Origin of the sequence: Knoellia locipacati, from assembly GCF_007992835.1 — a bacterium.
Taxonomy (GTDB): Bacteria; Actinomycetota; Actinomycetes; order Actinomycetales; family Dermatophilaceae; genus Knoellia; species Knoellia locipacati.
Map to the genome: position 1 here is coordinate 206,483 of NZ_BKBA01000003.1, position 13,176 is coordinate 219,658.

Below are 13,176 nucleotides of genomic sequence, written 5' to 3' on the forward strand. Positions count from 1 at the left end.
TCTCCTTCCACCCGGCACCGCTGTCGGGTCGGGACCAGTGTGGACCCGGCTCAGGGGCCTGTCGAGGGCCCGATGGACCTGGCCCACAGGTGCACTTCTTGCCCGAGGACCACCGTCACAGCCCCATTTTCGGGCCCGAACGGTGGTCCTGGGGCAAGAAGCGCGGGAGGTCCGGGTCAGCCAGGGCCATTCCATTGGCCGAGCTGGGTCACCGACCCGTCGGCCCGCCCCTGGTCGGCGCCACCCGCCCCGCGGTAGGTCCTGTCATGACCGAACCTCCGGTCGTAGAGCCAGGCTCCGACCAGCACGGCGATTAGCACGATCCCGGCGAGGGTCCAGAACATCAGCGACCACCTCCCGCCCGGGATCGTCCGGCCGACGCCACGACGGCGATGACGACCCCGACGGCCAGCGCCACCACGAGCGCAATGACCCCCATCATGAGTACCCCGACTGCCATGGCCCCCTGCTCCTCTCCACCGGCGACGATGCCGGTGTCGAGGCCAGTGTGCCGCCAAAGCCGCGCGGAGCCCAGCACCCCGACGGGCTGGTCAGTGGGCGAAGTGGCGGGTCCCGGTGAAGTACATCGTCACGCCGGCGGCCTGCGCGGCCTCGATGACCTCCGGGTCGCGCATCGACCCACCCGGTGCGACGACGGCGCTGACGCCCGCGTCGAGGAGGACCTGAAGGCCGTCGGCGAACGGGAAGAACGCGTCTGACGCGGCCACGGCGCCCCTGGCCCGCTCCACCTCGCCGGAGTTGGCCCGCGAGACCGCGAGGTGGCACGAGTCGACCCGGTTGACCTGGCCCATGCCGATGCCCACCGACGCGCCGCCGGAGGCCAGCAGGATGGCGTTGGACTTCACCGCACGCACCGAGCGCCACGCGAACTGGAGGTCGGCGAGCGTCGCCTCGTCGGCCGCCTCCCCCGACACCAGACGCCAGTTGGCCGCGTCGTCGCCGCCGGTCACGGCGCCCGAGTCGTCGGTGACGACCGCGTCCACCGTGTCGCGCTGCTGCATGAGCAGGCCGCCGGAGATCGGGCGGATCTCGGCGCCCTCGCGCGCGGGAGCTGCTGCCTCGAGCAGCCGGATGTTCTTCTTCGCCGTGAGCACCTCGAGGGCGTCGTCGTCGAACCCGGGCGCGACGACGACCTCGGTGAAGATGTCGGCGATGGTGCGCGCCATCTCGACGGTGACCGGGCGGTTGGTGGCGATGATGCCGCCGAACGCCGAGACCGGGTCGCACGCGTGCGCCTTGGCGTGGGCGTCGGCGACGTCCGCGCCGACCGCGATCCCGCACGGGTTGGCGTGCTTGACGACCGCGACGGTCGGCTGGTCTCCGTGGTCGTGGGCGGCGCGCACCGCGGCGTCGGCGTCGACGTAGTTGTTGTAGGACATCTCCTTGCCGTGGAGCTGCTTCGCCTGGGCCAGACCCGGCTGGGGCGCGAAGCCGTTGGCATAGAGCGCGGCGCCCTGGTGCGGGTTCTCGCCGTAGCGGAGCACCGCCGACTTCGTCCACGTCGCACCGGCCCACGCAGGGAAGCCGGACCCGTCGGAGGAGTCGGTGTAGGCGTTGCCCATCCACGAAGCCACGTGCACGTCGTAGGTCGCCGTGTGCACGAACGCCTTCGCGGCGAGGGCCTTGCGCTGCTCGAACGTGAACCCGCCCCCGCGCACCGCCTCCAGGACCGTGTCGTATGCCGTCGGGTCGACGACCACGGCCACGCTCGGGTGGTTCTTCGCGGCCGCACGGACCATCGACGGGCCACCGATGTCGATGTTCTCGACGATGGCGTCGGGGTCGGCGCCGGAGGCCACCGTGTCGGCGAACGGGTAGAGGTTGACGACGACGAGGTCGAACGGCTCGACGCCGAGCCCACCCAGCTGCTCGACGTGGTCGAACTTGCGGGTGTCGGCGAGGATGCCGGCGTGCACGAGCGGGTGGAGGGTCTTGACGCGACCCTCGAGGCACTCGGGGAAGCCGGTGAGGTCCGCGACCTCGGTCACGGGGATGCCCAGACCCTCGATGAGGGCAGCCGAGCCACCGGTCGAGACGATCGCGACACCGGCCTCGTGCAGACCTCGTGCGAGGTCCTCGAGCCCGGTCTTGTCGAAGACCGAGACGAGCGCCCGGCGGACGGGGCGGACGTCCTGCGTGGGTCCGGGAGGGGTGACGGAGACGGCCATGGTGATGGCTCCATTCGCGGCGTTGGGTGCGGTCGGGCGGTGAACTACCGGGTGCACCCAGGCGGGCGATGCAGCTCCCAATGTGACTCCCCGGTGGTGGTCCACCCTCGCCAGTCGTCGCCCCCGATACTACCGGCCGGGCAGGGGCAGCTCGTCACGCCCCAGCCGCCCGACGAGGTCGACGAGCAGCTCACGCTCCTCCACCTTGATCCGCTCGTGCAGCGAGTCCTCGGTGTCGTCGGCACGGATCTCGACCGCTCGCTGGGCGAGGATCGGACCGGTGTCGACCCCGGCGTCGACGAGGTGCGCCGTCGTCCCTGTGACCTTGACGCCGTGGGCCAGCGCGTCCCGCACGGCGTGCGCGCCGGGGAAGCTGGGCAGCAGCGCCGGGTGGGTGTTGAGGATGGTCCGCTCGGCCAGCGTCGCGGGCCCGAGGATCTTCATGAACCCGGCCGTGACGACGAAGTCCGGTGCGCGTGAGGCGATCTCGCCAGCCAGCGCCTCGTCCCACGCGCCACGGTCCGCGAAGTCGCGCACCCGGCACACGAACGTCTCGACCCCGGCACGCTCGGCGCGACGCAGGCCCTCGATGTCGTCCCGGTCCGCTCCCACCGCGACGACCCGGACCCCGTATGCCGGGTCGAGACTCGCGTCGAGCAGCGCCTGGAGCAGGGTTCCCGAGCCCGAGACGAGGACGACGATGCCGGCGGGTTCAGTCACGCCCAGCACCCTATCGACTAGCACGGGTGGGCTCAGCGGCGCAGGCGCCAGGCGTCCCACGCCACCACGGCGAGGGCACCGACGAGGAGCTCGCCGCCGACGGCGACCGCCGTGCTGAGCGCGTGCGCCCCGATGTCCGAGAGCCGGTAGGCCCCGAGGGACCCACCGCCCAGACCGTCGAGCAGCCCGATGACGACGGCGACGACCACGCAGGCGAGGACCGCCACCGACGCCTTGGTGCGCAGCGACGACAGCCGGGCCACGGCGTTGAGCGAGCGCCGACCGACGTAGGCCCCGACGAGGACCGGCACGAGGACGAGGAGGCGCGCGAACCACGGCCACGGACCCGGCCCGGGCATGGCGCCGAGCACCGGCACGAGCGGCATGAGCCCGCTGGCCGACCCGGCGAGCGAGGTGTGCGCGCCGTCGACGACCGAGAAGCCCGGCCCCGCCAGCAGGGCGACGACCCAGAGGGCGAGGTTGGGCAGGGCGGCGGCCTGTGCGCCGGTGAGGAGGAGACCACCGAGGAACCCGGCACCGATCTCGCCCTGGAGGCCGGAGACCGCGTCCCAGCGCACGAACACGGCGGCGAGGACGGTCAGGGTCGCGAGTCCGAGCAGCATGGCCAGCCCCCGGACGGCCGGCCCGGCCGCGCGGCGGGCGGTCTCGGGCGGCACGAGGACGTCGAACCGGGGCCCGAGCACGTCGGCCCCACGGCTGAGCCGCCGCACCGCCAGCACGAGGGCCAGCGCAGGGACGACGAGGACGGGCACGGGCAGGCTGAGCCAGCGCAGCGGGAGCGACCCCACGAGGGTGAGGGCCGAGGCGAGACCGACGGTGACGGCATACCCGAGCCACCAGCGGGCGGCGACGGCCGTGACCGAGCGAGGAAGCAGGTCGCCGAGGAACTCGTCGTCGACGTCGGAGGTCTCGAGGGCCCGGCCGGCACCGCGGGAGGCGAGCCAGACCACGAGAGCGCCGAGGGCGAGCGGGACGAAGGCGACCTTGGTCGCGCCGGCACCGAGGTGGGCGCCCTGGACGAGCAGCCACAGCGACGAGCCGGCCCCGAGGGGCTCGGCCAGCGAGGCGCCGGGGCGCGGGTCGAGCAACCAGCCCAGCACGGTGGGGACGACCACGAGCAGGAGCGAGAGGACGCCGGTGGCGACACCGACGAGGACGTCCCGCACCGGTCCGGGCAGCCACGAGGGACGCTGCGACGGGGCGCCACCCACCTCGTCCGCCGAGGGGCGCGCACCACGAAGCATCTCCAGAACCGTCATCGCGCCCCAGTCTCCCCCGAACGGCCCGCCGCTCCCCGGCGCACACGCCGAGGGACGCGATCGCGAGCGGACCGGGGAACGCGAGCGGGCGGCATACCGAAGGACTTCTCGGTATGCCGCCCGCTCGCGGTGCGCTGCGAGGCTCTGGGTCAGAGGCTCCGCATGATCTCGCGCATGAGGTCGGCGGTCTCGGACGGCGTCTTGCCGACCTTGACGCCGGCGGCCTCGAGGGCCTCCTTCTTGGCCTGCGCGGTGCCGGAGGAGCCGGAGACGATGGCGCCGGCGTGGCCCATGGTCTTGCCCTCGGGGGCGGTGAAGCCGGCGACGTAGCCGACGACCGGCTTCGTGACGTGCTCCTTGATGTAGGCCGCGGCACGCTCCTCGGCGTCGCCACCGATCTCGCCGATCATGACGATCGCCTTGGTCTCGGGGTCGGCCTCGAACGCCTCGAGGGCGTCGATGTGCGTCGTGCCGATGATCGGGTCGCCGCCGATGCCGATGGCCGTCGTGAAGCCGTAGTCACGCAGCTCGTACATCATCTGGTAGGTCAGGGTGCCGGACTTCGAGACGAGGCCGATCGGGCCCTTGCCCGCGATGGTGTGCGGCGTGATGCCGGCGAGCGACTCCTCCGGCGTGATGATGCCGGGGCAGTTCGGGCCGATGATCCGGGTCTTCTTGCCGATCGAGTAGTTGAAGAACTCGGCGGTGTCCTTGACCGGGATGCCCTCGGTGATGACCACGAGCAGCGGGATCTCGGCGTCGATGGCCTCGATCGCGGCGTCCTTGGCGAACTGCGGCGGGACGAAGGCGACGGAGACGTTGGCGCCGGTGGCCTCCATGGCCTCCTTGACGGACCCGAAGACGGGCAGCTCCTTGCCGCCGATCTCGGCGGTGGTGCCGGCCTTGCGGGCGTTGACGCCACCGACGATGTTGGAGCCGGCGTCGAGCATGAGGGCGGTGTGCTTGGAGCCCATGCCGCCGGTCATGCCCTGGACGATGATCTTGCTGTCAGCGTTGAGGTAGATAGACATGTGTGTGCGCTTCCTTGAAGTTCGTCAGCCGTCGGGCGGTCAGTTGGCGGCCAGCTCGGCGGCCTTGGCCGCGGCGCCGTCCATCGTGTCGACCTGGGTCACGAGCGGGTGGTCCAGCTCGTTGAGGATGGCCCGGCCCTGGTCGACGTTGTTGCCGTCGAGGCGGACGACGAGGGGCTTGGTGGCGTGGTCGCCGAGGATCTCGAGCGCACCCTTGATGCCGTTGGCGACCTCGTCACAGGCGGTGATGCCACCGAAGACGTTGACGAAGACGGCGCGGACCTGCTCGTCGCCGAGGATGACGTCGAGGCCGTCGGCCATGACCTGCGCGTTGGCGCCGCCACCGATGTCGAGGAAGTTCGCGGGCTTCACGCCGTCCTTCTCGCCGGCGTAGGCGACGACGTCGAGCGTGCTCATGACGAGCCCCGCGCCGTTGCCGATGATGCCGACCTGGCCGTCGAGCTTGACGTAGTTGAGGCCCTTGGCCTTGGCCTTGGCCTCGAGCGGGTCGGCCGCGGCCTTGTCCTCGAGCGCCGCGTGGTCCTCGTGACGGAACTCCGCGTTCTCGTCGAGGGTGACCTTGCCGTCGAGCGCGACGATGTCGCCGTCGTTGGTCCGCACGAGCGGGTTGACCTCGACGAGCGTCGCGTCCTCGTCGCGGTAGACGAGCCACAGCTTCTCGAGGACGGGCACGATCTTGGCGCCGGTCTCGGCGTCGAAGCCGGCCTCGTCGACGATCTCCTGCGCCTTGGCGGTGTCGATGCCGACGTTGGGGTCGACGGCGACCCGGGCGAGGGCCTCGGGACGCTCGACGGCGAGCTGCTCGATCTCCATGCCGCCCTCCTTGCTGCACATCGCAAGGTAGGTGCGGTTGGTCCGGTCGAGCAGGACGGAGAAGTAGTACTCCTCGTCGATCTGCGCGCCCTGGGCGATCATCACCTGGTGGACCGTGTGGCCCTTGATGTCCATGCCGAGGATGTCGCCGGCGAGCTGCTCGGCCTCGTCAGCCGACTTGGCCACCTTGACGCCGCCGGCCTTGCCACGCCCGCCCGTCTTGACCTGGGCCTTGACGACGGTGACGCCGCCGCTCTTGGCCCCGATGGTCTCGGCGGCCGCTCGGGCCTCCGCGGCGGTGGTGGCCACCGCGCCTGCCAGCACGGGTACACCGTGCTTCTCGAACACATCTCGTGCCTGGTACTCGAAAAGGTCCACGGATTCGTTCCCGTCCTCACGTGTCATTGGGTGACCACTGGTTTGTCCGGGACGAGACTAGCGCCGTGACGGGGGTGGCCTCGTCCACGGGTCTCGATCCGGACACGTGACAAACCGTGATCCTCACGACAACCGCACGGCCGCCGACGGCGCTATACGGTGAGGAAACCATGGATGCCTCGATGTGGATGCAGCCCGCGGAGCCGCGGACGTCAGCGATGGGTCGCGCCCGTCGCGCCCTGGGCAGCGCCTCGGCGGCCGCCCGCGGCCTCGGCCCGCTGCTCACCCCGCGGGCCATGGTCGGGATGGCCATCGAGACGGCCTGGATGAGTACGCACCTCGCGACCTACCCGCTCGGGATCTTCCAGGAGCGCGCCGACGGCCGCCACCCCTACCGGATCGAGCACCTCGCCCCGGTGCAGCGCGGCCTGCTCATCTCCAACGTCGAGGCGGCGGGGACGCCGATCCTGCTCGTGCACGGCCTCATCGACAACCGCTCGATCTTCACGCTGCTGCGTCGCGGACTGACCCGTCGCGGCTTCGGCTCGATCTATGCCATGAACTACTCGCCGTTCACCGCCGACGTGCGCACCGCCGCGGCCCAGCTCGGCGAGGAGATCGAGGCGATCGTCGCCGAGACCGGCTACGAGAAGATCCACATCGTCGGCCACAGCCTCGGCGGCCTCATCGCGCGCTACTACGTCACCCGTCTCGGCGGCGACGAGCGCGTCCACACCCTCGTCACGCTCGGCACGCCCCACCAGGGCACGTATGCCGCGTACGCCGCCCCCACGCGGCTCATCGGCCAGATGCGCCCGGGCAGCGGCCTCATCCGCGAGCTCGACGAGCCCGCGCCCGGCTGCACGACGCGCTTCATCTGCTACTGGTCCGACAGCGACCTCGTCATCGTCCCGCAGAGCAGCGGCGCGCTGCGTCACCCCGACCTGTCCGTGCGCAACATCCGCCTGCACGGCGTCGGGCACATCTCGCTCGCGATCGTCGGCGACGTCGTCCACGGGATCTCGACGGCCCTCGCCGAGCTCGACCCCGAGGGCGCGACGGTCACGCCGGGCGTCACCCCGCTTGCTCCCCGCGGCCGCCAGGGCCACGGCTCGAGGCCCGCGACACGCGAGGTGGGCGGACGGCATACGGCGTCCTCACAAAAGTGACGTGCGTCACACCGTGAGGTGAACACCGAGGTGAGACGGGGGAAACGGCCTCGCGCGACCTACCCCCTTCCACCGATTTTCCACACTCGGGTTTGGATAACGGTCAGGTCACGGTACGGTTGACGCTCCCGTGTCCCCTGCACGTGAGGTATCCCTGCCTTGAGTACCCCCTATGAGGGGCGCCACCGTGGCCGGCATCGCAAACCTGCGACAAGTCGAGTCCCGCGCGCCCTGCACCCGGGCTTCGTGTTGCCCAGCGCCGCTGCCGCGGCGCTCGTCGTCACGGCCACCGGTGCCTCCGTCGCCGAGTCCGCTCCGCTGACCCTGGACCTGACCGCTGCCCAGGCGCAGACGGCGCGTGACCAGGCCGCCACGGAGGTCGCCGAGCAGGCCGACCTCTCGACGCGTCGCCAGCAGATCGCGATCCAGACCGCCGCCCTCCAGGGCCGCGCCACGGAGAAGAAGCGCGTCGCCCGCAACAACGCCCGTGTCGCCGCTGCCGCCAAGGCCAAGGCTGCCGCGCTCGCCGTCGCCGAGGCGAAGGCCGAGCGCGAGGGCAAGCGCTGGGTCAGCCCCATCGCGGGCGCCCAGTTCACGTCGGGCTACGGCATGCGCTGGGGCCGGATGCACTACGGCAACGACTTCGGCACCGCCGTCGGCACTCCCCTGCGCGCCATGTCGCGCGGCGAGGTCACCTTCGTCGGCCGCCACGGCAACATGGGCAACCTCGTCCGGATCAAGTACTGGGACGGCACCGAGTCCTACTACGCGCACATGGACAGCTTCTCGGCGCACGTCGGCGAGACGGTCATGCCCGGTGACATCGTCGGCCGCAGCGGCAACACCGGTCGCTCGACCGGCCCGCACCTGCACCTCGAGATCCACCCGAACGGCGGCGGCGCGGTCAACCCCGCCCCGTGGCTGCGCGCCAAGGGCCTGCAGTGAGCTGAGGCTCCGGCACGACACCGTCACAAAGGGCGGCACCCACCTCGGGTGCCGCCCTTCGGCGTTCCTTCGCGTATGCCGTGTCCGGGCCGCGCGGGTCAGCGCCCGCTTAGCGGCTCAGAGCTTCTCGAGCGAGGTCAGAGCTTCTCGAGCGGTGCGAACCGCAGGAGGAAGCGCTTGACGCCGGTGTCGCCACCGAAGTCGACCTCGGCCTGCGTCTTGTCGCCCTCCCCCATCGTGCGCACGACGGAGCCGAGCCCGAACGCGTCGTGGGTGACCTTGTCGCCGGCCGAGAGCGGGATGATCGGGCGGTTGCCCGGTGAGCGGACGCCGGGGCGGGCGGCGAGCGAGGCGACGGCCGGGCGCTGACCGCGGTGGCCGATCGCCGCGGCACCGCTGAGCTCGCGCTCCCAGGTGAGGAGCTCGGTGGGGATCTCGTCGAGGAACCGGCTGGGCGGGTTGTACTGGGGCGCGCCCCAGGCCGACCGCACCGCCGCGCGCGAGAGGTGGAGCCGCTCGCGGGCGCGGGTGATGCCGACGTAGGCGAGCCGCCGCTCCTCCTCGAGCTCCTTGGGGTCGCCGAGCGAACGCAGGTGCGGGAAGGTGCCGTCCTCCATGCCGGTGAGGAAGACGACGGGGAACTCGAGGCCCTTGGCGGTGTGCAGCGTCATGAGCGTGACGACGCCCTGCTCCTCGGCCTCGGCGGAGTCGGGGATCTCGTCGGCGTCGGCGACGAGCGAGACGCGCTCGAGGAAGTCCTCGAGGCTGTTGACCTCGCCGGTCTCGGCCCGGGCCTCGTCGAACTCGCGGGCGACGGCGACGAGCTCGGCGAGGTTCTCGATCCGGGTCTCGTCCTGCGGGTCGTGGCTGGCGCGGAGCTCGGCGAGGTAGCCGGACTTCTCGACGATCGCCTCGAGCAGGTCGGACACCCCGGCCTCGTCGTCGTCACGGACTTTGCCGAGGTCCTCGAGCAGCGCGGTGAAGGCCTTGATCGACGTCACCGAGCGGGTGGCGATGCCGGGTGCATCCTCCGGGCGACCCAGCGCCTCGACGAACGAGATCCGCTCGCGCTCGGCGAGAGCGGCCACGACCGCCTCGGCGCGGTCCCCGATGCCGCGCTTGGGCACGTTGAGGATGCGACGCAGGTTGACCGTGTCCGCGGGGTTGGAGAGCACGCGCAGGTAGGCGAGCGCGTCCTTGACCTCGCGCCGCTCGTAGAACCGGGTGCCGCCGACGACCTTGTAGGGCAGGCCGACCCGGACGAAGACCTCCTCGAGGGCACGCGACTGCGCGTTGGTGCGGTAGAACACCGCGACGTCACCGGGCTTGGTGCCGTGCTCGTCGCCGAGCCTGTCGATGCTGCGCGCGACGAACGACGCCTCGTCGTGCTCGTTGTCGCCGACATAGCCGATGATCGAGGCACCCGCACCGGAGTCGGTCCAGAGGTTCTTCTTGCGCCGCGACTCGTTGCGCGAGATCACCGCGTTGGCGGCGGTGAGGATCGTCTGGGTCGAGCGGTAGTTGCGCTCGAGCAGGATCGTGCGCGCGTCCGGGTAGTCCTCCTCGAACTCGACGATGTTGCGGATCGTCGCGCCCCGGAAGGCATAGATCGACTGGTCGGCGTCACCGACGACGACGAGCTCGCTCGGCTCGACGGCGTGCTCGGACCGCTTGCCCTCGTGCCCGACGAGCTCACGGATCAGCTGGTACTGCGCGTGGTTGGTGTCCTGGTACTCGTCGACCATGACGTGCCGGAACCGCCGTCGGTAGTGCTCGGCCACGTCCGGGAACGCCTGGAACATGTGGACCGTGAGCATGATGATGTCGTCGAAGTCGAGCGCGTTCGCCTGCCGTAGACGACGTTGGTATGCCGTGTAGGCCTCCGCGAGGAGCCGCTCGGTGTGGGTGCCACCCGGGTTCTCGGCGCTGGGCTCGGAACCCACGCGGGCGGCATACGTCTCCTCGTCGACGAGCTCGTTCTTGAGGTTGGAGACCTGGTGGCTGAAGGTGCGGGGGTTGTAGCGCTTGGGGTCGAGGTCCATGTCACGGATGACCATCGACATGAGGCGCTGGCTGTCGGCGGCGTCGTAGATCGAGAAGGTCGACTTCATGCCGACCTTGTCGGCCTCGCGGCGCAGGATCCGCACGCACGCGCTGTGGAAGGTCATGACCCACATGGCCTTGGCACGCGGGCCGACGAGGTCGGCGACGCGCTCGCGCATCTCGGCCGCGGCCTTGTTGGTGAAGGTGATGGCGAGGACCTGACCGGGCTGAACACCGCGTGCCGCCAGGAGGTAGGCGATGCGGTGGGTGAGGACCCGGGTCTTGCCCGAGCCGGCGCCGGCGATGATGAGCAGCGGGCTGCCGGCGTGCAGGACGGCCTCGCGCTGCTCCTCGTTGAGGCCTTCGAGCAGCTCGTCGGGGTCGTGCGTGCGTCCGCCCCAGGAGGGCGCGGGTGCAGCCTGTTCGCCGGCGGCGTCGGAGACCGCCCACGACGGGACACCGGCCGCGTTGACCAGGGCGGCGTGCGCGCTGTCGTGCGTGGCGGGGTCGGTCGAGGGGGCGGTCTGCGGGTCCTTGGCGGAGTCGGAGTGACCGAAGTCCATGCCGTCGAAAAGGGTGCTCATCTCGCGTCCAACCCTACGTCGTGGCGCCCACAGCGCCGACCCGTCTCGGGCGCTCGGGTGGGCGGCCGGCATACGGACGATTTTCGGATGCGCCGGCGGCGCCGTTATGCTCGAGGTGCGAAAGGGAGTAGTCCCCAACAACCGCGTCGACATACTGACCTCCGGGTCCGGTGCGGTGGGCCACCTCGAGGTGGCGGACGAGACTTTCGACCAGTACCACGACCCTTTGACCGGACGTGCCTGGTCGAAGGGACGTCCCCCCGGGGATCCTCGGCCGGGCGACAAGGAGACCGAGACCCCCATGTACGCATTCCTGCTGAGCACCGTCGTGATTTTCGTGGCGGAGCTGGGTGACAAGAGCCAGCTCATGGCGATGACGTTCGCCACCCGCTACACCGTCAAACAGGTGCTCATCGGCATCACCGCCGCCACCGCGATCGTCCACCTGCTCTCCGTCGGCATCGGGGCGTGGGTGGGGACGAGCTTCTCGAGCTACCAGTGGCTCATCTCGATCGTCGCCGGTGTCGCGTTCCTCGCGTTCGCGGCGTGGACGCTGCGCGGGGACGAGCTCACCGAGGACGAGGCCGACAAGGCCCGTCGCAGCACCGGCGCGGCCGTGCTCGCCGTCGGTGTGGCGTTCTTCCTCGCCGAGCTCGGCGACAAGACGATGCTCGCCACGATCACCCTCGCCACCCAGGAGGGCTGGTTCGGCACGTGGATCGGCAGCACGCTCGGCATGGTCCTCGCCGACGCGCTCGCCATCGGCGCCGGCGCCCTGCTCGGCAAGAAGCTGCCCGAGAAGGCGATCAAGTACGGCGCGACGATCGCGTTCGTCGTGTTCGGCGTCATCCTCATCATCGAGGGCATCACCTCGCGCTGACGCTGTTCGGTGGCGCCGGCTCCGCCCCCTGGTCCGGGCTCAGGGCAGGAGCCGGCGCAGCCGAGTTCGCCACGTGCGGTGTGGCGCCCATGGGGCGTCGACCGGACGGGCAGGGTCGCCGGGGTGAGCCGGGGCCCGGAACATGAGGCTCATTCCGATCAGACCGACGACAACCAGGTGCCACCGAGTGACCTGCAGGATCGTGGACTCGGAACCATCGCTGAGCCAGGCGAAGGCCGTGACACCGAGGATGGCGACCGCCGATGACGCGATGCGAACCGGCCAGTCGGACGGCGGGTGGCTCTCTCCGAGGTTGGCTCCGCGCCGGCGACTCAGCCAGAGCTCGCTCGTCCACGGCAGGATCGCGAGGAGGACGAACAGGGTCGCGAGGGTGACGACATCGCTGCGGTCGATCGTGACGGCAGCGGTCCACGGACCACCCTTGACGACCGCCATGACGACACAGAAGACCCCGACGCTCACGACGCCCGCCACGCCAACTCGCCGCACCCACCACAACGGTGACAACGGCTGCCACTGAGCGGCATACGCGACGGGCTGCCCGAAGGCGTCGACCGGATCCTCACCCGTCGAACCGACATGCGACTCGACCTGCGCGACGATCTCGCGCACCTTCGACTCACTCACCCCGTTGATGCGGAGCTGTTCCGCGAGGGCTCTGCTGTAGTGCCACTGCGATGTCGACATCGTCACCCCTCCAGTGCCTTGGTCATCGACGTCGAGAAGGTGTGCCATCCGTCGCGGCCGGCGTCGAGCTCCGCACGACCGGCGGCGGTGAGCCAGAAGTACTTGCGCGGCGGCCCCGCCTCACCCGTCACCCACTCGCTCTTAACGAGCCCGTCGTCCTCGAGCCGACCGAGGAGCGGGTAGATCGTGCCGCCCTTGATCCCGTCGAACCCGAGGTCGGCGAGCGACGCCATGAGGGTGTAGCCGTAGGCCGACGTCTCCCGCGACAGGGCCGCGAGCACGGCCAGGTCGAGGACGCCCTTGAGCCACTGGCTCTGCCTGTCCTCACGTACGTTGCGACGGCCCATGTCGGGTCGGCTCCGATCCAGCTCGATGTGTCGATGTGTCGATGTGTCGGTGGGCGCTGCCCCCGCCG

Annotated in this window: 11 protein-coding genes and 1 riboswitch; of the genes, 3 read left to right on the plus strand and 8 right to left on the minus strand. The window is 70.8% G+C overall.

Annotation, left to right across the window (positions count from 1 at the left end):
- Nucleotides 1-551: 551 nt before the first annotated feature.
- The 5 genes from purH to sucC all read right to left on the minus strand — a co-directional run bounded on the left by purH (nucleotide 552) and on the right by sucC (nucleotide 6,432).
- Nucleotides 552-2,189 carry a bifunctional phosphoribosylaminoimidazolecarboxamide formyltransferase/IMP cyclohydrolase gene (purH, locus tag KLO01_RS02470; RefSeq protein ID WP_147061966.1) on the minus strand — a complete coding sequence of 546 codons (1,638 nt, stop codon included), beginning with the start codon at nucleotides 2,187-2,189 and terminating at the stop codon, nucleotides 552-554.
- Between the two features lie 48 nt (nucleotides 2,190-2,237).
- Nucleotides 2,238-2,317: riboswitch (ZMP/ZTP riboswitch) on the minus strand.
- A gap of 1 nt (nucleotide 2,318) precedes the next feature.
- Nucleotides 2,319-2,918 (minus strand): phosphoribosylglycinamide formyltransferase, encoded by a 600-nt coding sequence (gene purN, locus KLO01_RS02475; protein ID WP_147061967.1) that lies wholly within the window; start codon nucleotides 2,916-2,918, stop codon nucleotides 2,319-2,321.
- Nucleotides 2,919-2,941: 23 nt separating this feature from the next.
- Complete coding sequence (locus KLO01_RS02480; RefSeq protein ID WP_147061968.1) at nucleotides 2,942-4,189, minus strand: cell division protein PerM; 1,248 nt, start codon at nucleotides 4,187-4,189, stop codon at nucleotides 2,942-2,944.
- Nucleotides 4,190-4,338: 149 nt separating this feature from the next.
- The gene (sucD, locus tag KLO01_RS02485; protein ID WP_147061969.1) at nucleotides 4,339-5,220 is read right to left on the minus strand and encodes a succinate--CoA ligase subunit alpha; all 882 of its coding nucleotides are present in this window, start codon (nucleotides 5,218-5,220) and stop codon (nucleotides 4,339-4,341) included.
- Nucleotides 5,221-5,259: 39 nt separating this feature from the next.
- Nucleotides 5,260-6,432 carry an ADP-forming succinate--CoA ligase subunit beta gene (sucC, locus tag KLO01_RS02490; protein WP_147061970.1) on the minus strand — a complete coding sequence of 391 codons (1,173 nt, stop codon included), beginning with the start codon at nucleotides 6,430-6,432 and terminating at the stop codon, nucleotides 5,260-5,262.
- A 170-nt stretch (nucleotides 6,433-6,602) separates the two neighbouring features.
- Between sucC and KLO01_RS02495 the strand changes: the two genes are divergently transcribed.
- Both KLO01_RS02495 and KLO01_RS02500 read left to right on the plus strand, forming a co-directional pair.
- Nucleotides 6,603-7,601 carry an esterase/lipase family protein gene (locus KLO01_RS02495; RefSeq protein WP_246136018.1) on the plus strand — a complete coding sequence of 333 codons (999 nt, stop codon included), beginning with the start codon at nucleotides 6,603-6,605 and terminating at the stop codon, nucleotides 7,599-7,601.
- Nucleotides 7,602-7,847: 246 nt separating this feature from the next.
- Nucleotides 7,848-8,546 (plus strand): M23 family metallopeptidase, encoded by a 699-nt coding sequence (locus KLO01_RS02500; RefSeq protein WP_147061971.1) that lies wholly within the window; start codon nucleotides 7,848-7,850, stop codon nucleotides 8,544-8,546.
- Between the two features lie 137 nt (nucleotides 8,547-8,683).
- On the opposite strand, the gene pcrA is transcribed toward KLO01_RS02500, so the two are convergent.
- The gene (gene pcrA / locus KLO01_RS02505) at nucleotides 8,684-11,173 is read right to left on the minus strand and encodes a DNA helicase PcrA (RefSeq protein WP_147061972.1); all 2,490 of its coding nucleotides are present in this window, start codon (nucleotides 11,171-11,173) and stop codon (nucleotides 8,684-8,686) included.
- A 301-nt stretch (nucleotides 11,174-11,474) separates the two neighbouring features.
- On the opposite strand from pcrA, the gene KLO01_RS02510 reads away from it, so the two are divergent.
- The gene (locus tag KLO01_RS02510) at nucleotides 11,475-12,053 is read left to right on the plus strand and encodes a TMEM165/GDT1 family protein (RefSeq protein WP_147061973.1); all 579 of its coding nucleotides are present in this window, start codon (nucleotides 11,475-11,477) and stop codon (nucleotides 12,051-12,053) included.
- Nucleotides 12,054-12,092: 39 nt separating this feature from the next.
- Here KLO01_RS02510 and KLO01_RS02515 read toward each other — a convergent pair whose 3' ends face one another.
- Together KLO01_RS02515 and KLO01_RS02520 are read right to left on the minus strand one after the other, a co-directional pair.
- Entirely contained in the window at nucleotides 12,093-12,701 is a 609-nt protein-coding gene (locus KLO01_RS02515; RefSeq protein WP_147061974.1) for a hypothetical protein, read from the minus strand.
- 62 nt (nucleotides 12,702-12,763) lie between these two features.
- The gene (locus tag KLO01_RS02520) at nucleotides 12,764-13,108 is read right to left on the minus strand and encodes a PadR family transcriptional regulator (RefSeq protein WP_147061975.1); all 345 of its coding nucleotides are present in this window, start codon (nucleotides 13,106-13,108) and stop codon (nucleotides 12,764-12,766) included.
- Nucleotides 13,109-13,176 lie beyond the last annotated feature (68 nt).

Coding starts and splice junctions, on each gene's coding strand:
- purH (WP_147061966.1), bottom strand. CDS start 2,189: ATGGCCGTCTCCGTCACCCCTCCCGGACCCACGCAGGACGTCCGCCCC.
- KLO01_RS02480 (WP_147061968.1), bottom strand. CDS start 4,189: ATGACGGTTCTGGAGATGCTTCGTGGTGCGCGCCCCTCGGCGGACGAG.
- sucD (WP_147061969.1), bottom strand. CDS start 5,220: ATGTCTATCTACCTCAACGCTGACAGCAAGATCATCGTCCAGGGCATG.
- KLO01_RS02495 (WP_246136018.1), top strand. CDS start 6,603: ATGGATGCCTCGATGTGGATGCAGCCCGCGGAGCCGCGGACGTCAGCG.
- pcrA (WP_147061972.1), bottom strand. CDS start 11,173: ATGAGCACCCTTTTCGACGGCATGGACTTCGGTCACTCCGACTCCGCC.
- KLO01_RS02510 (WP_147061973.1), top strand. CDS start 11,475: ATGTACGCATTCCTGCTGAGCACCGTCGTGATTTTCGTGGCGGAGCTG.
- KLO01_RS02520 (WP_147061975.1), bottom strand. CDS start 13,108: ATGGGCCGTCGCAACGTACGTGAGGACAGGCAGAGCCAGTGGCTCAAG.